The organism is Crocosphaera chwakensis CCY0110 (assembly GCF_000169335.1).
Classification (GTDB): Bacteria; Cyanobacteriota; Cyanobacteriia; order Cyanobacteriales; family Microcystaceae; genus Crocosphaera; species Crocosphaera chwakensis.
Map to the genome: position 1 here is coordinate 71,876 of NZ_AAXW01000011.1, position 20,853 is coordinate 92,728.

Sequence of the window (20,853 nt, forward strand, 5' to 3'; positions counted from 1 at the left end):
TTAACTACACTCTGAATCATGGGGAAAGTTCAGAAGCGGTAAGCGATCGCCTCTAAATATTTCTTCACTTTCTTCTCCCCAGGCTAATAAGTCTTGGTTTATGGTTTTCATGACCACTAAACCAGCTAAAAAAGGAAGAGTTGCTAAACTGAGACCTAACGTTGTTAAATAGAGATATTCGTTCTGATGATTCATGGATCTTATCCTGTTGTTACCCTAAGGGTTTCTAGCGTTAACGTTTGACAAAAGAAATGGCACATTTATTTTATCGCTCTCTCCTGACGATTAGCATAAGGAATCTTAAGTGAACTCATCAACCTGTTAACTATGGGTATTAATCTATGGTTTATTTGATCCTCGACTTTACCCACAGATGTTGATAGATTTTTATTATTAAAATATATTATTTATATTTACTTATGGCACGTCGCAACGCTTCCCCTAATGCTTCTCTAAATCGTCAAAGTAATGGCACAAATCCTCACCGAGAGGCTGATTTTGACATCCAGCAAGAGTTAGCTCGTCTTCAGGAAATCATTTACGAGAGTTTCCATATTCCTGTATCTAGATGGACGATTATCGATGAAGATAAAGTATTAGAACAACTGGAGTTTATTGGTACTAAGATTCCTGAGGCTATAAGGAAAGCATTACGAGTTCTAGAACAAGAACAAGAGATTCTGGCTAATGCAGAAGCCTATGCACAGCGTATTATTCAGCAAGCACAACACGAAGCAGCAGAAATTCTTGATGAATCAGGAATTATTCAACAAGCACAACACGAAGCTGAGCAAATTCGCCAACAGGTACAAAGTGAATGCGAAGCCATACAAGCTCAAACCATGGCCGAAATTGAGCAACAACGACAAATGGCTAATGGAGAAATGCAGCAGTTGTATCAAAAGAGTGTAACCGAAGCACAACAAATTCAAGAAGGTGCTGATGAATATGCAGATGCAGTTCTCACTCGCTTAGAACAAGAGTTAGGGGAAATGTTAGGAGTCGTTCGCAATGGCCGTCAACAACTCTATAATCATTCTGCTCAGCGTCAGACTCATACTTCAGGAAAACAAGTTTCCGGAGGAAAGAAAAAATAATCTTGAATCATCATTAAGGATCTCTTCGGATTAAAAGTCGGAAACGTTTTTAACGTCTTCTTTGCTGTAACTTACGATAAACGTCTTTGATATTTACTTGATGATAGGATAAAGCGACTAAAGTATGATAGAAAAGATCGGCCACTTCAGAAGCGATCGCTTCTGAATCGTCATCTTTACAAGCCATAACCACTTCGGCTGCTTCTTCCCCTATTTTTTTGAGAATTTTATTATCTCCTCCCTCTAATAAGATTCGAGTATATGAACCTTCTACGGGGTTATCTCGACGCTGACAAATGACTTCATAGACTTCCGATAAAGTATCGGCTGGAGGTGCGACTTTTTCATTTTCTTCTAGTTGATGAAAACAACTTCTTTCTCCAGTATGACAAGCGATGTCCCCCACTTGTTCGATACTTATTAACAATGCGTCGCTATCACAATCATAACGAATGGATTTGACTTTCTGAATATGGCCAGAAGTTGCTCCTTTATGCCATAATTCTTGTCGAGAACGGCTCCAATACCAAGTTTCTCCCGTTAAGAGAGTTTTTTCTAATGATTCTTGGTTCATCCAAGCCAACATTAAGACTGTCCCATCTAAATAATCCTGGGCGATCGCAGGGACTAACCCTTGCTCATTGTAGCGAATTTTATCTAAAGGAATAGCTTTACTCAAGGGATGATCGGAAAACACAGAAGACATTAATAAACGCCCCAAAACGATTCTTTTTTGATCCTACTATCAAATCATCCTCTGGTTAGTTGATCTTCTTTTTATCTTAAGTTATATTGAGAAGTATAAACTTTCTTAAGATTGTCTACAATTTTTGACCAATAAAAGGACATAATTGAAATAGAAAGCCCAACCAGAAAAGTGGATGTGAGGATAGGGCTAATTGGGGAGTTTACATTTTTTCAAAATAACATAATTTTTGTAAAAAATCAAGTTTTCAATATTGGTCAAAGGGGAAGTTTTTCATTTTTTGTTGATAACTTCATCTCGTGTTTATTGATCAAGAACTAGATGTAATTCTCAATCAAAGTAGACAATTATTTAAGCAAATTCAAAACACAACTGATTGAAAAAAAATAGTAAAAGTAACGAGGAATATTATGAAAACTCTTACAGGACTTCTTTTATTAACGTCATTAGCCGTAACCCCTATGGTTAGAGCAGAAAATGCGACAGATTTGCAAACATTAATGGAAACAGGCGATTGTGTTAGTTGTGATTTACAAGATGCTGATTTACGCAATTTAGATTTAAGCGGTGCAAATCTCGAAGATGCTAATCTTATTAATAGTAAACTGCATAATACCAACTTAAGCAACGCCAACTTAAAAGGGGCTAATTTAGTCAATGCAGACATGGATGGTGTTACTTTTCGCAATGCTAATCTTCAAGAAGCCCAAATGAGGGGGGTTTTGATGGAAAATGCTGACTTAGAAGGGGCTAACCTTCGGGGGGCAGACTTTACCCTTCACGATGCAGAAAGGGCAATTCTGACAGGTTCTAATCTTCGTAATGCTGATTTAACTGGGGCTTATTTACGAGGTATTAAACTCAAAGAAGCAAACTTAGAAGGCGCCAATCTTTCCTACACCGATTTTACGACAGACTATCCGAGAAATAGTACAGCAAAAACCGCTTTTGATATGGCGTTATTTGCTGTTCCCTTTGCCATTCCTGGGGCAGTTTTAGGGGGAGTTGGAGCCATTGTCATTCCTGAAGCTGCTTCTTATAATGCTGATGTGAGTTATGCCAATCTTGAGGGAGCAACCTTAACCGGTGCGAACTTGCAAGATATTAATCTTCATGAGGCTAATCTCAAAAATGCTAACTTAGAAAATGCTAACTTGCACCATGCCTATTTAGTTAACAGTGATTTTAGGTATGCTAATTTAACGGGCGCACGACTAAGCGATATTAATATGGAAGGTGCTAATTTTAGTTATGCGACATTACCAGAAACCGATTTTCATCTTTCTTATTTAGTGAATGCTGATTTCAGCAATGCTAATTTAGCCCATGCCAATCTAACAGAGATTAACATGGAAAATGCTAATTTTAGTGATGCTAATTTAGTCGGTGCAGTTTTCAATTCTTCCTACTTAGTAGGTGCAAATATGAGTGAGGCTATACTCACGTCTGCTCAATTAAAAGATATTAATATGAGTCGCGCTAATTTAGCTGCAGCTAATCTTGAGAATGCTAACTTAAGCGATTCTAACTTAACAAATGCTAACCTATGTGGTGCCATTATGCCTGATTCTGACGTATCTCAAGTCGGGTGTACGGCGGTTAATTATTAGTATTAAGGTAAGGTGGGCAATGCCCACCCTAAAACAATCATGTTTGAGCAATTTTTTCTAAAAAAGTATCAACATCTTGTTCTAGAATTGGTAAGAGAGTGATAGATTTATCGAGGTTATTTTTTAACTGTTCATATTCAATCGGTGTTCCATAGGCATGACGAAAAAAGTGTCGAAATCCCCTTAAACTATTTAATATTAAAAAAGTGTCTTGAGAGATTAATGGTGGACGAATACCAGGAATGGTTTGAGTCATTCTGGTTAGTAAAGCGATATGAAATTTTGCTGTTTCTGTAATATTATTTTCAAAGTAAGTGGCGACAATTTTTAATAAATCTTCCACTGCATTATATAAGTTATGAATGTGATAAGCGATACTTTCTAAACGAATCATATCATCAGCAGTTAATCCTTGACTTCTATGATTTAGGGTTTGATAAATTTTTTTGATAAGTTGCATTTGTGCATTAATATCAGTTTTAAAAATAATTAAGGTGTTTTCATCCATAAGATACCTTTTTCACAAATACGATTAGCAAAATGACATTGATTAAGTTTAATTATATCAACTTCTCTTTCTAAATAAGTGGATAATAAACTAATGGCTAAAAAATGCTTTTCAGGATTGATTTCTTCAACGGCTAAATCTACATCTGAGTCTTGATGAAACTTGTTAGGATAGGTAACAGAACCAAAAATATAAGCTTTTTTTATACCATAATCCGAGGCATATTTATCTAACCATTTTTGTGTTTTTTTTAGGATAAGCTGTCGTTCTTTTTCTAATTTTAAACGGCGATCGCTAATTATTTTATCTAGTTTTTCTGATGAAAAAAAACTCATTATTTTTCTTTCTCTAAGAGACTTTTCCAGACGATTGAGAACCAAAACTAGCAATCAATAAAAATAAAATACCAATATTAATAAAAACATCTGCTAAATTAAACACAGGAAAATTAATTAAACGAAAATCTAAAAAATCTACTACATAGCCAAACAAAAAACGATCTAATCCATTGCCCAATGCACCAGATAAAATAAATCCATAGCCTAATTGTTCTGTTACTTTCATTTTTTCTCCCCACCACGCTAAGGCCATTAACCCTAAACTAACCCCTAAAGAAAGCCAACGTAACCATTTAGCCCCTCCTTCAAAAAAGCTGAATGCAGCCCCTGTATTAATGACATAAGTAAAGTGAAAAACCCCTGACCATAAAGGTATAGTATCACCAATATTAGGAAAGGTTTGTACCACCCAATATTTAGTAACTTGATCTAAAATAAAACCCACAATACCGACTATCCAAAACCAACGATTTTTTTTCACGAATCTAATTAATAAAAGAGAATATGACGCAAAATAAAAGCAATAACAGCCACAACACAAACCACCACTAATTGCCCAGGAATAGGCTCAACGGAATAATTAATAATAAGGTCAAAAAGATTATCTGAGGGCAACTCAGAAGGATTAAGAAACCAGAGTCCTAATAAATAAATTAAGCCACAACCATGAATTATTAATAAACCAGCAGCAGCACTAATTCCTAATACTTCTAGTTTTGTTCTTCTGTGAAACGCTAACCAACCACATAACCAAGCCCCAGGCATAAACCCTAAAATGTAACCAAAACTTGGTTGTTCCCAGTATTGTAAGCCACCCCCTTGCGCGAAAACAGGATACCAAAATAAACCCAAGAAGACATAAGCCACTTGAGCTAGGAAACCTGCGTTTTTTCCGCCCATACAGCCGGTTAAGAGGACAGCGCCCACTTGAAACGTGACTCCAAGGGGCATACTGTTGACCCCTTGTTCAGTCCAAGTCCAGGGCATATTCGTGACGAAAGCTTCAACAAAGGTGCTGAATATAGTTAGTAATAAGCCGATTATCGCCCAAAGCAGTTCATTGGCAAAAGACACCGTTGATGAGGATTTTTTTGTATTAGTGAGCTTTTTTTTGGGTTTGCGTTTGATATTCACCAGGAATTGGAGCTTCACCCCCTTGCAGTCCTAAAGATTCTAGCATGGCGTGATCGTTTTCTGGGGGTTGGCCCAGGGTAGTTAGGTAATGTCCGATTAGCATAGCATTAATTCCTGATTTTAACCCTAAACTTTGTAATTCTCCCATGACGGCCTCTCGTCCGCCAGCGTACCGTAGAATTTGCTCAGGGAGAAGAAAACGGAAAATTGCGATCGCTTTTAGGGCTTCAAATACATCGAGTTTCGGTAAATGGCCTAGAGGGGTTCCCTCTCTGGGGTTGAGGAGGTTGATAGGAACGGAATCTACTTCTAACTCTCGTAGGGAGATGGCCAGGTCAACCCTATCCTCCCATGTCTCTCCCATACCCATTATTCCACCCGTACAGGCTTGGATTCCTGCTTTTTTGAGGTTTTTAACGGTTTCAACGCGATCGCCCCAGGAGTGGGTAGAAACGATGGATTGATAATAGTTTTCTGAAGCTTCTAAATTATGGTTATAGCGAGTGACCCCTGCTTTTTTCAATTCTTCTGCTTGTTCTAGGGTAACTTCTCCTAGAGCGCAACAGGGCTTAATATTGGTTTCTGTGGTAATTTGTCGTACGGTTTCGAGTATTTTCTCAAATTCTCCTGATTGAGGGCTATTATACTTCGGTCCGCGGCCTTGACTAACTAAGCAAAAACGTTTTGCTCCGGCTGCTTCGGCTGCTTTAGCTTGGGCGAGAATTTCTTCTGAAGATTTCAAGCCATAGATAGGACTATTTTCCCCTTGGTGGTGGACTGACTGGGAGCAAAATTGACAATTTTCTGAGCAGTTGCCCGATTTTACGTTGATAATGCTACAGAGGTCTACTACGTTACCACAACAGGCTTGACGAATGCGATCGGCCGCTTCGCACAGTAATAGGATGTTGTCTTGGCCGTCTATTTGGGTGAGGGTTAAGGCTTCGGTTTTCTTGAGGCGATCGCCTTTTATAATACGTTGGGATAAGGTATCTAACCAGTGTTTTAAGGCAGTGGTGTCTGCAGGTGGGGGAGTTTGAGGAGGTGAAGCGGATAATTGAACCACAATAGTCTTACCTGATGCTGTTTAAAGTCATGTGCATTGTATCATTTGAGGGTTTTTTCCTAGGCTTAACAGCAAGAAATCTTTAAACTCTCTACACAAATGGCTTTACTTCGATACAATTGGCTTTAGTTCGATTTTTAAGTATTCTTTTAAAAATTAAAGTCAAGAATGATTGATCAAAATAATTTTAAACAAGTCTTGCTTCGCCTCGAATTTAGTAATGATGGGAATATTTTGTATAAAAAATTCCCAGGCATAGATGTAACATTAAAAGCAGATTTTAATACACAACAATTAATTTATCCTACTGATAAAGGTTTTACTATTAGTGGCGATTTTACCACCAGTTTTCATCAAAAAGAGAATTTTGTTGTTTTTGAATGTGTTTGTAGATTATTTGAAAAGGGTTATAAACCACAACATATTGAACTTGAACCTAAATGGACTGTTGGCCATGGTGCAAGTGGGGGAAGGGCTGATATTATGGTTAAAGATAATTCGGGTAAATCTTTATTAATTATTGAGTGTAAAACCGCCGGAAAAGAGTTTAATGATGAATGGAAAAAGACGTTAATTAATGGCGGTCAAATTTTTTCTTATGCTAAACAAGCAGGAAGCACTAAATTTATCGCACTTTATACATCTGATTTTGTGGATCAAAAGGTTAGTTTTGACTATTATTTGATCACTTTAAAAGACAATGAAAAACTCTTAGAAGAGATAGCAGATACAGAACCATTATCTTATGGAAAAGCTAAACTTTTAGATAAAGAAGATATTTACCAAGCATGGAAAGAAACCTATAATCAAGATTTCGCTACTAAAGGAATTTTTGAGGATGATATACCTGCTTATGAAATTGGCAAAACTAAATATTCTCTAGCGGATTTAACTAGCATTAGTAGTAATGATATTCAAGGAAAATATCACCAATTTGCTACTATTTTAAGACAACATAATGTCTCTGGACGCGAAAATGCTTTTGATAAGCTAGTTAATTTATTCCTATGTAAAATTGTTGATGAAACTAATAATCCTGATGAATTAAGGTTTTATTGGAAGGGGATCGCTTATGATAGCTTTTTTGAATTGCAAGACAGGTTGCAAAAGTTATATCAAGAAGGGATGAAACGCTTTTTAGGGGAAGATGTAACCTATATTGATAATGAAGCGATTGATCAAGCTTTTCGCTTTTTTAAAAATGATCCTGATGCAACTAGAGATACTATTAAAAAGTATTTTCGTCAATTAAAGTTTTTCACTAATAATGATTTTGCTTTTATTGATGTTCACAATGAAAAATTATTTTATCAAAATGGGGTCGTCCTTTTAAAATTAGTGCAAATGCTTCAGGATATTCGCTTAAAAACAGAAGAAGAAAATCAGTTTCTAGGTGATATGTTTGAAGGATTTTTAGACCAAGGTATTAAACAATCAGAAGGACAATTTTTTACCCCTATTCCTATTGTTAAATTTATTCTTAAATCCCTACCTTTAGAAAAAATTTTTGCCGAAAGTAAAGAGATTCCATTAGTAATTGATTATGCTTGTGGGGCTGGACATTTCCTTAATGAATACGCCCAAGAAATCAAATTGATTGTTGAAAACCATTCAAAAAATGACCTTGAAAAATATTATCAAAATATTGTTGGTATAGAAAAGGAATATCGTCTTTCTAAAGTGGCAAAAGTTTCTGCTTTTATGTATGGACAAGATGAAATTAATATTATTTATGCTGATAGTTTGGCAACTATTCCTAATATAAAAGAAAATGATTATTCTATTTTAGTAGCAAATCCTCCTTTTAGTGTGAAAGGTTTTTTAGAAACTTTAGAGGAAAAGGATCGGAAGAAATATCAACTTATTGAAACTATTGAAACGAAAAGTTATCCTAATAATAATAGTATTGAAACCTTTTTTATTGAAAGAGCAAAACAATTATTAAAACCCGATGGAGTAATGGGTATTATTGTACCTTCTCCGATTTTAACGAAAGGTAAAGCTAAAAGCACCTCGAAATCTACTAATATTTATGTAGCAACGAGAAAAATTTTGCTTAAATATTTTGATATTATTGCTATTACTGAGTTTGGTAGTGGTACTTTTGGTAAAACGGGAACTAATACCGTAACTTTATTCTTAAGAAGAAAACCAGAAAATCCTGCCCCCTGTGATCATTTTTTGAATCGGGTTAATACTTGGTTTAAGGGTGAAGATAATAAAGATCAAATTTTTCAAGATGAGTATTTAATTAAAAATTATTGTCATCATTTAGAGTTTAATTTTGAGGATTATAAAACTTTTTTAACAGGAAAAATTAACGAAAATTTTTTTAATCATGATATTTTAAAAGACTATCAAAAAGAGTTTTATAAATGGACAGAAATTAAGAAGCTGAAAAAATCAAGAGCTTTTAAAGCTTTGAGTAAAGAAGCTAAACAAGAAGAATTAGATAAAAGATTTATGACTTATGTGCAAGATATTGAAAGAGATAAACTCTATTATTTTGTGTTAGCTAGTCTTAATACTCAACAGGTTTTAATTATTAAAAGTCCTTCTAAAAATACAGAAATGAAAGAGTTTTTAGGTTACGAGTGGAGTGGTAGGAAAGGAAGTGAAGGTATTAAATATTTAGGAAATTTTAAACTAGATAAAATAGAAGGTGAAAATGAAGACGAAGGAATCGAATTATTAGATAAAGAAGATAAAAGAGTGTTAAGTAATCTTGCTAATTTAGCTAATATTAATACTCCTCTTTATGATCCTCAAAATAATGACAATCTAGAAAAAATAAACTTTTTAATTAAGCAAAATTTTCTAGGTGAAACTGTGGATATTCCTGAAAGTTTAAGTCGTTTTGTGACATCTGCTTTTTTAGTAGATATGTTAGACTTTTCTAGCCCTGATTTCAATAAAGCAATTAGTTTAACACCAAATAAAAAAAACATTACTTTTAATACTAAATGGAATTTATATAGATTAGGTGATATTGTGGAGGTTAAAATTGGGGGTACACCACCAAGAGAGAACTCTGATTATTTTAAAGGAGATAATCTTTGGGTGTCAATTTCTGAAATGAATGGTCAAATCATCATTGATACTAAAGAAAAAATAACAGATCAAGGTGTTAAAGATTCTAATGTTAAATTAATTCCTAAAGGAACAACTTTACTTAGTTTTAAATTGTCTATTGGAAAAACGGCAATAGCAGGTAAGGATTTATATACAAATGAAGCAATTGCTGGTTTAATTCCTTTAGATAAAAATCAAGTTCTTGACTTATTCTTATTTCATATATTTAATGCTAAATTAATTAATTTAGAAAATGTGGGTTTAAATACATTTGGTAAAAGTTTAAATAGTGGATTTTTAAAAAAAGATGTTAAAATCCCTTTACCTCCCCTTGAAATTCAAGAGGAAATAGTTAAAGCTTGTCAAGCTATTGATGAGGAATTTGAGAAAGTGGAAACTATGATTAAAAAGGAGAAAGAAAAGATTGAAAAGTTAGCTAATCAACAGTATGAAATGTATCCTAAATATCAACTTGGTAATTTATCTAGTATGCCTCAATATGGTGCGAATGAAAAAGCAATTAATGGTAATAAAATATCTGATTATAGATATATAAGAATAACAGATATTAATGAAGATGGTAGTTTAAATAATGATTTCAAAACAGCCGAAAAAATAGAAGATAAATATATTTTGGAAGATGGCGATTTTCTTTTTGCGAGGTCAGGTAATACAGTAGGTAAAACTTTTTTATATCAATCTCAATATGGTAAAGCAATTTTTGCAGGATATCTGATAAGATTTAAGTTAATGCAAGACAGAATTTTACCTAAATATTTAGAAATCGTAACAAAAAGCTCAATTTATAAAAAATGGATTGAAGATGTGCAAACTGGTTCATCACAACCTAATATAAATGGTCAAATTTATTCATCTTTAGAAATTCCTTTACCAGAATTACAAAAACAACAAAAAATTATCTCTGAAGTAGACAAATGTGAAGTAAAAATCAAAGAATCTCAAACAATAATTAACAGTATTGCGAAGAGAAAAGAATCGGTAATCTATAAATATTTGTAAGCATATCTTTATATTAGTATTAGGATGAAACAACATAGCAAATACCTCGGAATTACAAGTTATAAATTAAACTCTTGTAAAGCAGGATAAAAGTTACTATTTTCATGACTGGGGCGACTTAATTTAATTAAAGCAAATCGTTGTAATGCGGTTAGTTTATCCCATTGTTCTAAAGTGATTTTTTTATCAAATTCCGCTATTTTCTCTTGAATTTCTACAGGAATCTGATTTCTATCTAACCAAGGAGGGTTATCATCAATAGGTAAAGTTTTTGCTGGCGTTCCTGTTTTTTGAGTCACTAAAGTTTGCAAAAAATCTCGATATAATTTTCTTTCTTCAGGAGTTTCGCAAGCCATACTAACTAAGACTTGTTTTTCTGGTGAAGTGAATTGATTCCAGTGGTTTAATTTCAATTTTACTCCACAAGTGTCTAACTTGAGACGAACGATCATGGGAATACAGTGTAAAGACTCAACAAATTCTTGTTCAAATTGAAAAAAATGATCCATAATATCCATAATATTTAATATTTACAATCCTGGATTGTCAAACTAAAATATAACTCGCTGATTATCAAGAAATTCCTGTGGCTAATTCTAACGTTTCTGATTCTCTTTTGCGTACTCCTTTATATGATTTAATTATCCAACAGAAAGCGAGGATGACCGCGTTTTCTGGTTGGGAAATGCCGGTGCAGTTTACGGGACTAAAAGTAGAACATCACGCTGTCAGAACTGCAGTGGGAATGTTTGATATTTCTCACATGGGTAAGTTTACCTTAGAGGGAGAAGGTTTATTTCCTATGTTACAGTCCCTAGTTCCTTCTGACTTAAACCGATTAACCCCTGGTAAAGCTCAATATACCGTACTGTTAAATCCCGATGGGGGTATTATTGACGACATTATTATTTACTGTCAAGGAGAAGAAAAAGCAGTTATTATTGTTAATGCAGCAACGAAAGATAAAGATAAAAAGTGGATTTTATCTAATCTAGGTTCAACTAATATCAATTTTACCGATTTATCCCAAGATAAAGTCTTATTAGCAATTCAAGGTCCCGAAACAGCAGAAACATTGCAACCTTTAGTTAAGGCGGATCTCACTCAACTGTCTTTCTTTGGCCATACCGATACTAAAGTGTTGGGATATCCTGCGTTTATCGCCCGGACTGGGTACACCGGAGAAGATGGCTTTGAGGTGATGATCTCCCCCGAAGGCGGACAAGAATTATGGCGATCGCTACTTGAAACTGGGGTAACTCCCTGCGGTTTGGGGGCTAGAGATACCCTAAGGTTAGAAGCAGCCATGTCTTTATATGGCCAAGATATCGATGATCATACCACTCCCTTAGAAGCCGGGTTAAAATGGCTGGTGCATTTGGATAAAAAGGGTAAGTTTATGGGACGAGAGGTGTTAGAAAAACAAGCCGAAGAAGGGGTTAAACGGCGTTTAGTGGGGTTAGAAATGGAAGGACGACATATTGCCCGTCATGGGTATCCGGTGGTTTCTGAGGACAAAATTGTCGGGGAAGTCACTAGCGGAACCATTGGTCCAACCGTGGGAAAAGCGATCGCTTTAGCTTATGTTCCTAGGTCGTTAAGTAAAATAGGGACAACGGTTGAGGTAGAAATTAGAGGAAAACTCTACCCGGCTAAAGTGGTTAAAAAGCCTTTTTATAAGTCTGAAAATCGTTAAATAAGGAACAGAGAACGGGGAAAAGGGAACAGAATTTTTACACCGTTATCTAATATAAGTAGACACTGTTTCTAATTCATCCCTTATGAAAATTCCCCGTAGATTATGGCTAATCTTTGGGATTAGCAGTTTCGTTTTATTTTTTTGTGCTGGTTTACGTCACTGGTTATTTCAGTCTAATGCGTTAGATTTAGGTTGGTTTGATCAATCTCTTTACTTAATTAGTCAAGGAAAACCCCCCATTGTTTCTTTTTCTGAGGATCATATTTTGGGGGATCATGCTGCTTTTATTTTTTATCCCTTGGCATTATTGTATGTTATTGTTCCTAATGTTCATTGGTTATTTTTAGTCCAAGCGATCGCTTTATCGATTTCTATTTTTCCTTTATGGTTATTAGCTAAAAAAGTAGGTTTAAAGGATAATTTAGCTTTAAGTTTAGTTGGTGTTTATTTATTATATCCTTTAATATTTAATGTTAATTTATTTGATTTTCATTCGGAAGTAATTGCCTTGCCTACAATATTTTGGGCAGTATTAGCAGCGAGATCAAAACATTTTTTACAATTTATTGTTGCTATTATTTTAATTTTAAGTTGTAAAGCAGTCTTATCCTTAACTGTTGCAGCGATGGGAGTCTGGTTATTATTTTTTGAAAAAAGAAAAAAGTATGGATTTTTAGCTTTATTTTTAGGTATATTTTGGTTTATTATCACCACACAATTTATTATTCCTCAATTTAGTGGTGATGAAGTAGCAGCCGTAGGACGTTATTCATTTTTAGGGAATTCAGTAACAGAAATTATAACTAATTTAATTTTGCAACCTAATATCATTTTAAGTCGCATTTTTACTTTAGCTAATTTAGAATATATTATCCTTTTATTGATTCCTGTAATTTGGGGTTTATCTCCTCGTTACTTAATCCCTTTAGTCGCTGCAATTCCTGCATTAACTTTAAATTTATTAACTGATTATCAACCGCAAAAAGATTTAGTACATCAATATTCTATTCCTATTTTACCCTTTCTATTATTATCAGTTATTGCTACATTAGCAGCAAAAAGAAGCTTATTTCGTAATCCAAAGTATATCATATCATGGTCATTAATTGCTTTTTTAGCTCTAGGAAAATATGGTTATTTTACCTCTCGATATTTAGAACAAATCGAAACAGTATCAGCCATGAGAGAAGCGGTAAAATTAGTTCCTGCTGAAGTCAAACTATTAACATCTCCCCAAATCTCGCCTCATTTAACCCATCGTTCTGTGATTAAATTAGCTATCAAAGATCGAGAACCTATTGACGTAAAACAGTTTGATTATATTTTACTGAATACTCGTTATTCAGGATGGGAAAACTCACAAGAAACTGTTAATAATATCGTCAATGAACTAAAAAATAATAAAGATTTTCGACTTAAATATGAGAAAAATGGAGTTATTTTATTGACTAACCATAAAGTTGATTAATGTAATATATTTTTCTATTGATTTATTTGTTGTTGACAGTTTTATAATCATGACATCTGAGTTGACTCTTTCATTGACTTTTGATCAGAAATTTACTGTAATCAATTAATGTTGAAGTTATTAATCATTTTTTTATATTATTAGGGGACAAAGTATAGAATATTTCTGTTTAACTTCTATACGAGATCCCCTGATTTTTTTATCATCATCGTTTTTACGATTTCATATTATAGTGTTTTTTTGATTGAGAAGCGTTACAAAAAAGAATCTTCTACCATCACCTCCATCGGTGTACCGGTTCCTGGTGGGGGATAAATTCTAATTTTTGCTGTATTACTTAACGTTTGTAAACTCTCAGCAAATAAGGGTATTGATTGTAAAACTTGCCAATTTAAATCATGATTAGGACAAATAACCACTAAAGTTAATCCCTTATTCCTAATCGTGACATCCCATCCACATTGCCTTAATAATTCTTGTGTAATCGGAGTGCAATTATTATAAAAAATTTCTCCAGTTACTTCTTCTAATTCCCACGAAAGTTCACGGTAACTCGGATTTAAAGAAGGTAAATCATCGGGGGGTAAACAGGGTTTAGTCATCTTCAATACTCTCACTAATTTATTAAATCGATTTTTTAACTAAAAATACAAAAGACCAACAAGCAAAACTTAATAACTTAACTCAACTTCATTAATTTCTCGATTGTCTATCCAATCTAAAACTTCATCTAGTTGATACAAATCAATGAATCCATATTGCCAAAGTACCATTGGTAGGGAACCCATTGAAGTTTCTGTAAACTTAACAGCCATTTTCAAAGCATCAGCAGGAATCGCTAGTTTATGACGTAAATATTCAAGGAGTGAAGTTTGCAAATCGTTGGTCATCATGGTTTCTTTTACTATTAACTATCTAGTCTTTTTCAATTTTCTAGTCTTGATTGTAGGTAAATAATTCTCTAAATACAGCCGAAAAAACACGGCAATACCTACGGATATAATTAAGATATCCGTAGCTTCACTGAATAATCTCATTATCTTGGTTAAGTAATTGTTGACTGAGACTTTTGCCTGTTGCCTTTGACTTACAAAGAAAAGTGTTTTAATAGGTGCAAATGCTGATCGACTGAAGTGAATCCCCAGTCAACTTTTAATACGAACTCATAACAGTTACGAATTAGTAGTCACTTCTATGATGAATTCTTGAACTAAATCATTTGAAAGTTATTTAGAACAAACTTGACTTAACCATTCAACCACTTCTAGACCTAAATTCGTACCATCGAGTAGATCAATTTCTCGAATACCTGTAGGACTGGTAACATTGACTTCAGTTAAATAACCGCCAATCACGTCAATACCAACAAAATATAAGCCATTTTTCCGCAATCTTGACCCCACCACCTCACAAATATGCTCTTCTCTAGGGGTTAATTCCGTTTTTTCTACTCTTCCCCCAACCGCCATGTTACCGCGAAACTCTTGACCTGTGGGAACTCGATTCACCGCGCCAATGGGTTTACCATCTAAAAGGATAATGCGTTTGTCTCCGTTTTTGGCTTCGGGTAAAAATCTTTGAACCATGACCGGTTCTTGACCGTGATAGGTACTGACTTCAATGATAGAGTTAAAATTGCGATCGCCTGGTTCTAAAAATAAAATTCCTTCCCCTGCTTTACCCCCTAACGGTTTCAAGACGGCCTGTGTTTTCTCCTCAACAAACTGGCGAATAACTTTCTTATCCAGACTAACCACGGTTTCAGGCATCACCGAGTAAAATTGTAGGGTGTACATTTTCTCGTTAGCTTCTCGTAATCCTTGAGGAGAATTAATGACCAAAGTGTTTGTTGGATCAATTAATTCGAGGATATATGTGGCATACAGATAACGAATAGTCACTGGAGGATCTTTTCGCATCCACACCGCGTCCATGTCCTCAAGACAACGTAACTCTCCTGGAGAAACTTGATACCACTGGGAGACACTCACCCATTTTCCGTCTTGTAAGGTTACAGAGGTTAACTGGACTTGAGATAAAACAGCCCAAGCTTTCCCATCAATGACACTCAATTGATGAATTTCTGTGATCCATACTTCATGGCCTAAATTTTGGGCTGCTTCCATAATAGCGACGGTGCTATCGTGGGCAGGGTTGAGATTAGCAATAGGATCAATAATAAACGCGAGTTTCATTAGGCTGCCGACTGCTCCAATAAGCTATCAAGTTTCCCAGTTGAATCTAAGTGATACAATTCATCACAACCCCCCACATGGCGATCGTTGATAAAAATTTGTGGTAAACTGCGTTTTCCGTTGGCCCGTTCTGTCATTTCTTCCCTAGCCTCTTCGTCCCCATCAATACAATATTCTGTGAATTCTGCCCCTTTTTTAACTAATAAAGCTTTTGCTCGAATACAAAAGGGACAGGTACTCCAAGTATAAATTTCAACGTTAGCTGCCATAGATATCTCAAATATTAATTATTATGTCAATTGTACTCTGTTCTGACTGTCTATTGTGGCGATCAAAGTCAAAGAAATTAGTCATAATAGATAATTAAAGTTTGTTGTCTTATCATGAAGCGATCGCAAGGGTTATCAGGCCAATAACTCTCACATTTTTATACAATAACTTTTTTCCTCACCTGAAACTGTTGTCTATTCACTCCCAATAAAAGCCATGATAAAAATTACTTCTATTAGTTTAACTGCTCTATTGACAGCATTTGGGTTAGTTTTACCGGTCAGAGCCGAAAATTTAGCCCATTTAAGTCAATTATTATCCACAAAACAATGTCAACTCTGTGATTTAACTGGCTCAGGGTTAGTGATGGCCGATCTTTCAGGTGCTTCTTTAATTGGGGCTAATTTAGCTGGAGCCAACCTATCTCAAGCCAATTTAGCAGGAGCCGATCTTAGGGGGGCAAATTTAACCGGAGCTTCGTTATACGGAGCTAATTTAACCGGTGCTAATTTAAGTAGTGCTGTGTTAGAAGGAACGGATTTAAGAGAATCCTATCTTACCAATGCTAACTTAACTGGTACTAACTTGGCTAACGCTTATGTGCAAGGGGCTAAAGGCATTTCTCAAAATGCAGGAACTCCTGAACTTTTTTATGGATGGGGTTTAATTGAAACCAAAGAAGGAAATTATCAAGAAGCGATCGCTCATCATAATAAGGCGTTAATTTTAGATTCAGAATATGCCCCTGCTTATTTAGCCAGAGGTTATGCTTTATTACGGTTAGGGAATGAAAATGGAGCAGTCCTTAATGCCCAAATGGCTTCTCAACTTTACGAAAAACAGGAAAATACTCAAGGAAAAGAATTGGCTGAAAGTTTTGTCAAAAATATTGAAGCCATGCAAGAAGCACGGAGAAAAGGAGGCGGTTCTCCTGGTTTAGACAATATTGTTCGGGGTGTGGCTTCTTTGGCGTTACAATTTTTGCTCAAAGGCGGGATTTAATATTAGCGATCAAAACTATAGATGTTCATATTCTAGGGGCTTAATGTTATTAAGCCCTGATCAAGATAACAGGATATAAAGATGCTAGATTAGATTAATCCAACATTTAACTCCCTAACATTTGTTGATAACGTCCTAAAGCAATCAAAGGGAAATAATGACGATAGAAATGATAGCGGATGTAGAAATGACAAGGAAAACCAGTTCCCGTAAATTCTGATTCTTCCCAGGTTCCTTCTTCGGTTTGGGTGTTTAATAAGTAGTTAATTCCTCGTTCAATACTATCAGTTTCAAAGTGATTTAATACTTCTCCTGCATCTAATAAACCAATCAAAGCCCAAGCCGTTTGAGAAGGGGTACTAACGCCTTTTCCTTTGAGACTGAGATCGTTATAACTCCAGCAGGTTTCCCCCCATCCTCCGTCTTCATTTTGACAGCTTAATAACCAGTTCATGCCTTGTTCTATTTGGGATTTATGTTGTTTGGGGTTAATAACAGCTAATGCAGATAAGACCCCACTGGTTCCGTAGATATAATTCACACCCCAACGACCAAACCAACTACCATCTTTTTCTTGTTCTTCATAAAGATAATCGAGGGCTTTATTGAGGCGATCGCTTGACATTTCTAGGTCACAGCTACCTACCATTTCTACTACTCTAGCAGTGACATCGGCGGTGTTAGGATCGATCATAGCTTTTAAGTCACCGTAAGGAATTTCATTTAACCAAGCTTGATCATTATCTACATCAAAAGCAGCCCACCCCCCTGCTTTACATTGCATGGTTTCTATCCATTTTAAACAGCGATTAATAGCTGCTTGTTTTAGGGCTTCATCGGGTAATTTTATGCCATTTAATGCCATTACCACGGTAGCAGAATCATCGATATCAGGATAAAAACGATTGGTAAATTCAAATGCCCATCCGCCGGGTTTTCCTGTTTTGTTTTTAACTGCCCAGTCTCCATATTCAAGGACTTGTTTTTCTAATAACCATTTTCCTGCTTTTACTAAGGAAAAATGATCTTTGGGTAAACCAGAATCCGTTAAGGCTCGTATGCACCAAGCCGTATCCCATACAGGAGAAACACAAGCTTGCACTCGATAAGTATCATTTTCTTCGATAGAAAAACGATCAATCGCTTCAAAACCTCGTTGAACCGAAGGATCAGCCACATCATAATTTAACACTCGAAATGCTAATAAAGAATTGACCATTGGGGGCATAATTCCTCCCCAATCTCCTGTTTCTTGTTGATGGTCTAACATCCATCTTTCTGCTGCTTGGAGTCCTTGTTTTCGGAAGGGAACTAAGTCAACTTGTTCAGCCAATTTGAAAACCTTATCTAAGCCTAAAAATAGGTCACCCCAATTATTATTTTTCGGTAATTCGTACTTAACATTTTCAATGCCTTCTGCATATAATTCATCTAGATTAAAGATAGGATCAATCGCAAAAACTGGCTTATCGTTAAAGACAATAATTAAAGGAACTGTGCTTTCTCTAGCCCAACTTGCCATTTCATAAATAGTGAAAGGAAAACTATTAGGAAATAACATAATCCACGGAGGAATAGAAGGAATTCCTTTCCAGCTATAACAACCGATTAATGCTAGGTGAAACTTAGTAAAAATTCGGGTTTTACTAATACCCCCTTGACTAATAATAAAGTTTTTAGCGCGAATTAAGGCAGGGTCATTCGAGGGGACTCCTAATAAACGTAAAGCCATATAAGCTTCTACGGAGGTACTAATTTCTCCCCCGTCTCCATAGAAGAGTTCCCAACCCCCATGTTCTCGTTGTTGCTGACGTAAATAAGCTTCAACTTTGTGTAGAGGACGGGTTTTATCGGTTCCCCATATTTTATGAAGTAAGACTGTTTCAGCCGTTAGGGTAATGTTAGACTCTAATTCTGCCCACCAGTAGCCTTGAGGATATTGTAGGGATAATAAATAATTTTGGCTGGCGGTGATGGCATCATTGAGGGATAAAGCGGGTTTATGAGTTTGTCTGTCTCGCGTTTGCATCGCTAATTCCGTTACACTCCTTCGATATTCCTTGTAGGAAACTATGTGGTTTAATAAATAACTCATTGGTACATTTATCCTATGAGTTATATCTTTTTTAATTATAGTTGGTCTTACGGTAGCTCATTAACTAACTCTCTAAATAGTCGTTTTGCTACATGGCTGACTACTTTCATGCTTAATAATTCGGATGGGTGTTTCCTGTAACTTTGGTCTTTTCATCCATGTACAAGTAACTGATCACTGATTTATTTATCTCCGCAAACTTGTTGTAAAGTTCCGACGAATTCGGGATAAGAAATAGCGGCCGCTTCTGCACGGTTAATAATAGTTTTTCCTTTAGCATTTAAAGCTGCGATCGCTAAACTCATGGCAATCCGATGGTCGGTATAACTATCAACGTCAGCAGCGTTTAAAGGAGTCCCTCCGATGATTTCTAAGCCATCAGATAACTCAGTAATGTTAGCCCCCATTTTAGTTAATTCTGAAGCCATTACCGCCAAGCGATCGCTTTCTTTTACCCTTAATTCTGCTGCATCTTTGATAACTGTTTTACCTGTAGCAAAAATAGCAGCAACGGCTAAAATTGGGACTTCATCGATCAGTCTAGGAAGAATATCCCCTGCAATGGTACAGCCTTTCAACTGACAAGATTTAACCCGTAAGTCAGCCACGGGTTCCCCAGTAACAATGCGTTTATTTTCTAGGGTAATGTCTGCATCCATCATTTCTAAGGCTTCTAAAATACCAGTTCGAGTGGGATTAATGCCCACATTTTCAATTAATAATTCTGACCCAGGAACGATAGATGCTGCGACTAACCAAAAGGCTGCCGAACTAATATCCCCTGGAACAATTACTTTTTGGCCGGTTAGTTTGGGATGACCGATAATGGTAACACTATGGGTTTTAGAATCGATTTCTAAGGTTGCGCCAAAAGCTTGTAACAGCCGTTCGCTGTGGTCACGGGATAAAGCAGGTTCCGTGACTGTGGTTTTCCCTTCTGTCATCAACCCTGCTAATAAGATACAAGATTTAACTTGCGCTGAGGCAATGGGGGAATGGTAATGGATGGGTTTCAGGGTTTGTCCTTTGACGGATAATGGTGCTAACGTATTGTTTTTGCGTCCCCATATTTGCGCTGACATTTCTTGTAAGGGTTTGATGACACGGGACATAGGACGCGATCGCAAAGAAGCATCCCCCGTCACACAAAAAAGGCGATCAGGGTGAGACGCTAATAAGCCTAACATCAAGCGCATAGTTGTGCCAGAGTTCCCTGCATTTAGTACGTCTTGGGGTTCTTCTAACTTGCCTAAGCCAATTCCTTGTACGGTAACTTTATCGCTGTTTAAGGGGGATATTTTCGCCCCCATCGCGCGGAAACACTCGGCGGTACTGCGAGGATCTTCTCCTAATAATAAGCCTTCGATAATCGTTTCTCCTTCTGCGATCGCCCCTAACATCAAAGCGCGATGAGAAATGGATTTATCCCCAGGTATTTGCAGGGTTCCTTGAAGAAATAATCCTGTGTTAGGAGGGGTTATGGTTAAAATTTGCTGATTTTCTACACTTTGCAGGTTAATGATCGACTTAGACATAGGTTAAGATTCAAAAGTTACCCGTCAGATGGAAAGGA

20 protein-coding genes are annotated in these 20,853 nt (G+C 35.9%); 6 read left to right on the forward strand and 14 right to left on the reverse strand.

Annotated features, from left to right (window positions below; genetic code table 11):
* On the reverse strand, positions 1-195 hold the full coding sequence (locus CY0110_RS09085) for a hypothetical protein (protein WP_008275111.1): 195 nt from the start codon (positions 193-195) through the stop codon (positions 1-3).
* 224 nt (positions 196-419) lie between these two features.
* Here CY0110_RS09085 and CY0110_RS09090 point away from each other — a divergent pair, with 224 nt between their 5' ends.
* Positions 420-1,097, forward strand: a complete 678-nt coding sequence (locus CY0110_RS09090) for an ATP synthase F0 subunit B (RefSeq protein WP_008275112.1) — start codon at positions 420-422, stop codon at positions 1,095-1,097.
* A gap of 49 nt (positions 1,098-1,146) precedes the next feature.
* Here CY0110_RS09090 and hisIE read toward each other — a convergent pair whose 3' ends face one another.
* On the reverse strand, positions 1,147-1,803 hold the full coding sequence (gene hisIE, locus CY0110_RS09095; protein WP_008275113.1) for a bifunctional phosphoribosyl-AMP cyclohydrolase/phosphoribosyl-ATP diphosphatase HisIE: 657 nt from the start codon (positions 1,801-1,803) through the stop codon (positions 1,147-1,149).
* Positions 1,804-2,213: 410 nt separating this feature from the next.
* On the opposite strand from hisIE, the gene CY0110_RS09100 reads away from it, so the two are divergent.
* Complete coding sequence (locus CY0110_RS09100; protein WP_008275114.1) at positions 2,214-3,413, forward strand: pentapeptide repeat-containing protein; 1,200 nt, start codon at positions 2,214-2,216, stop codon at positions 3,411-3,413.
* 37 nt (positions 3,414-3,450) lie between these two features.
* Here the strand turns inward: CY0110_RS09100 and CY0110_RS09105 are convergent, their stop codons facing one another.
* Genes CY0110_RS09105 through bioB form a run of 5 tightly spaced genes read right to left on the reverse strand, consistent with a single transcriptional unit; the run spans position 3,451 to position 6,459 of the window.
* Complete coding sequence (locus CY0110_RS09105) at positions 3,451-3,921, reverse strand: ribonuclease toxin HepT-like protein (protein ID WP_008275115.1); 471 nt, start codon at positions 3,919-3,921, stop codon at positions 3,451-3,453.
* Positions 3,903-4,256, reverse strand: coding sequence for a nucleotidyltransferase family protein (locus CY0110_RS09110; protein ID WP_008275116.1), 354 nt, complete (start codon positions 4,254-4,256; stop codon positions 3,903-3,905). Before CY0110_RS09110 ends, CY0110_RS09105 begins: the two co-directional genes overlap by 19 nt.
* A 13-nt stretch (positions 4,257-4,269) precedes the next feature.
* Complete coding sequence (gene lspA, locus CY0110_RS09115; protein WP_008275117.1) at positions 4,270-4,740, reverse strand: signal peptidase II; 471 nt, start codon at positions 4,738-4,740, stop codon at positions 4,270-4,272.
* Positions 4,741-4,748: 8 nt separating this feature from the next.
* Complete coding sequence (locus CY0110_RS09120) at positions 4,749-5,393, reverse strand: biotin transporter BioY (protein WP_008275118.1); 645 nt, start codon at positions 5,391-5,393, stop codon at positions 4,749-4,751.
* A complete protein-coding gene (gene bioB, locus CY0110_RS09125; protein ID WP_008275119.1) occupies positions 5,356-6,459 on the reverse strand; it encodes a biotin synthase BioB in 1,104 nt (367 codons plus the stop codon). The genes CY0110_RS09120 and bioB overlap by 38 nt, the downstream gene beginning before the upstream one ends.
* A gap of 168 nt (positions 6,460-6,627) precedes the next feature.
* Between bioB and CY0110_RS09130 the strand changes: the two genes are divergently transcribed.
* The gene (locus CY0110_RS09130; RefSeq protein WP_008275120.1) at positions 6,628-10,551 is read left to right on the forward strand and encodes a restriction endonuclease subunit S; all 3,924 of its coding nucleotides are present in this window, start codon (positions 6,628-6,630) and stop codon (positions 10,549-10,551) included.
* 59 nt (positions 10,552-10,610) lie between these two features.
* On the opposite strand, the gene CY0110_RS09135 is transcribed toward CY0110_RS09130, so the two are convergent.
* A complete protein-coding gene (locus tag CY0110_RS09135) occupies positions 10,611-11,060 on the reverse strand; it encodes a nitrate reductase associated protein (RefSeq protein ID WP_035798980.1) in 450 nt (149 codons plus the stop codon).
* A gap of 77 nt (positions 11,061-11,137) precedes the next feature.
* Here CY0110_RS09135 and gcvT point away from each other — a divergent pair, with 77 nt between their 5' ends.
* A complete protein-coding gene (gene gcvT / locus CY0110_RS09140) occupies positions 11,138-12,247 on the forward strand; it encodes a glycine cleavage system aminomethyltransferase GcvT (RefSeq protein WP_008275122.1) in 1,110 nt (369 codons plus the stop codon).
* An 85-nt stretch (positions 12,248-12,332) separates the two neighbouring features.
* Complete coding sequence (locus CY0110_RS09145; protein WP_008275123.1) at positions 12,333-13,718, forward strand: DUF2079 domain-containing protein; 1,386 nt, start codon at positions 12,333-12,335, stop codon at positions 13,716-13,718.
* 254 nt (positions 13,719-13,972) lie between these two features.
* Here CY0110_RS09145 and CY0110_RS09150 read toward each other — a convergent pair whose 3' ends face one another.
* The 4 genes from CY0110_RS09150 to grxC all read right to left on the reverse strand — a co-directional run bounded on the left by CY0110_RS09150 (position 13,973) and on the right by grxC (position 16,182).
* On the reverse strand, positions 13,973-14,320 hold the full coding sequence (locus CY0110_RS09150) for a hypothetical protein (protein WP_008275124.1): 348 nt from the start codon (positions 14,318-14,320) through the stop codon (positions 13,973-13,975).
* A 69-nt stretch (positions 14,321-14,389) separates the two neighbouring features.
* Complete coding sequence (locus tag CY0110_RS09155; protein ID WP_008275125.1) at positions 14,390-14,608, reverse strand: DUF2949 domain-containing protein; 219 nt, start codon at positions 14,606-14,608, stop codon at positions 14,390-14,392.
* Positions 14,609-14,944: 336 nt separating this feature from the next.
* On the reverse strand, positions 14,945-15,913 hold the full coding sequence (gshB, locus tag CY0110_RS09160) for a glutathione synthase (protein ID WP_008275126.1): 969 nt from the start codon (positions 15,911-15,913) through the stop codon (positions 14,945-14,947).
* The gene (gene grxC, locus CY0110_RS09165; RefSeq protein ID WP_008275127.1) at positions 15,913-16,182 is read right to left on the reverse strand and encodes a glutaredoxin 3; all 270 of its coding nucleotides are present in this window, start codon (positions 16,180-16,182) and stop codon (positions 15,913-15,915) included. Before grxC ends, gshB begins: the two co-directional genes overlap by 1 nt.
* Positions 16,183-16,399: 217 nt before the next feature.
* Here grxC and CY0110_RS09170 point away from each other — a divergent pair, with 217 nt between their 5' ends.
* The gene (locus CY0110_RS09170; RefSeq protein ID WP_008275128.1) at positions 16,400-17,185 is read left to right on the forward strand and encodes a pentapeptide repeat-containing protein; all 786 of its coding nucleotides are present in this window, start codon (positions 16,400-16,402) and stop codon (positions 17,183-17,185) included.
* Between the two features lie 106 nt (positions 17,186-17,291).
* Here the strand turns inward: CY0110_RS09170 and shc are convergent, their stop codons facing one another.
* Complete coding sequence (shc, locus tag CY0110_RS09175; RefSeq protein ID WP_008275129.1) at positions 17,292-19,214, reverse strand: squalene--hopene cyclase; 1,923 nt, start codon at positions 19,212-19,214, stop codon at positions 17,292-17,294.
* A gap of 248 nt (positions 19,215-19,462) precedes the next feature.
* Positions 19,463-20,815 (reverse strand): 3-phosphoshikimate 1-carboxyvinyltransferase, encoded by a 1,353-nt coding sequence (aroA, locus tag CY0110_RS09180; protein WP_008275130.1) that lies wholly within the window; start codon positions 20,813-20,815, stop codon positions 19,463-19,465.
* Positions 20,816-20,853 lie beyond the last annotated feature (38 nt).

What these genes read in the sequence shown, in the direction of transcription:
- CY0110_RS09130 (WP_008275120.1), top strand. Translation starts at nt 6,628, where the DNA reads ATGATTGATCAAAATAATTTTAAACAAGTCTTGCTTCGCCTCGAATTT.
- CY0110_RS09150 (WP_008275124.1), bottom strand. Translation starts at nt 14,320, where the DNA reads ATGACTAAACCCTGTTTACCCCCCGATGATTTACCTTCTTTAAATCCG.
- hisIE (WP_008275113.1), bottom strand. Translation starts at nt 1,803, where the DNA reads ATGTCTTCTGTGTTTTCCGATCATCCCTTGAGTAAAGCTATTCCTTTA.
- CY0110_RS09110 (WP_008275116.1), bottom strand. Translation starts at nt 4,256, where the DNA reads ATGAGTTTTTTTTCATCAGAAAAACTAGATAAAATAATTAGCGATCGC.
- shc (WP_008275129.1), bottom strand. Translation starts at nt 19,214, where the DNA reads ATGCAAACGCGAGACAGACAAACTCATAAACCCGCTTTATCCCTCAAT.
- CY0110_RS09135 (WP_035798980.1), bottom strand. Translation starts at nt 11,060, where the DNA reads ATGGATCATTTTTTTCAATTTGAACAAGAATTTGTTGAGTCTTTACAC.
- CY0110_RS09100 (WP_008275114.1), top strand. Translation starts at nt 2,214, where the DNA reads ATGAAAACTCTTACAGGACTTCTTTTATTAACGTCATTAGCCGTAACC.
- CY0110_RS09145 (WP_008275123.1), top strand. Translation starts at nt 12,333, where the DNA reads ATGAAAATTCCCCGTAGATTATGGCTAATCTTTGGGATTAGCAGTTTC.
- aroA (WP_008275130.1), bottom strand. Translation starts at nt 20,815, where the DNA reads ATGTCTAAGTCGATCATTAACCTGCAAAGTGTAGAAAATCAGCAAATT.
- CY0110_RS09170 (WP_008275128.1), top strand. Translation starts at nt 16,400, where the DNA reads ATGATAAAAATTACTTCTATTAGTTTAACTGCTCTATTGACAGCATTT.
- CY0110_RS09105 (WP_008275115.1), bottom strand. Translation starts at nt 3,921, where the DNA reads ATGGATGAAAACACCTTAATTATTTTTAAAACTGATATTAATGCACAA.
- CY0110_RS09155 (WP_008275125.1), bottom strand. Translation starts at nt 14,608, where the DNA reads ATGACCAACGATTTGCAAACTTCACTCCTTGAATATTTACGTCATAAA.
- gshB (WP_008275126.1), bottom strand. Translation starts at nt 15,913, where the DNA reads ATGAAACTCGCGTTTATTATTGATCCTATTGCTAATCTCAACCCTGCC.
- CY0110_RS09085 (WP_008275111.1), bottom strand. Translation starts at nt 195, where the DNA reads ATGAATCATCAGAACGAATATCTCTATTTAACAACGTTAGGTCTCAGT.
- grxC (WP_008275127.1), bottom strand. Translation starts at nt 16,182, where the DNA reads ATGGCAGCTAACGTTGAAATTTATACTTGGAGTACCTGTCCCTTTTGT.
- CY0110_RS09090 (WP_008275112.1), top strand. Translation starts at nt 420, where the DNA reads ATGGCACGTCGCAACGCTTCCCCTAATGCTTCTCTAAATCGTCAAAGT.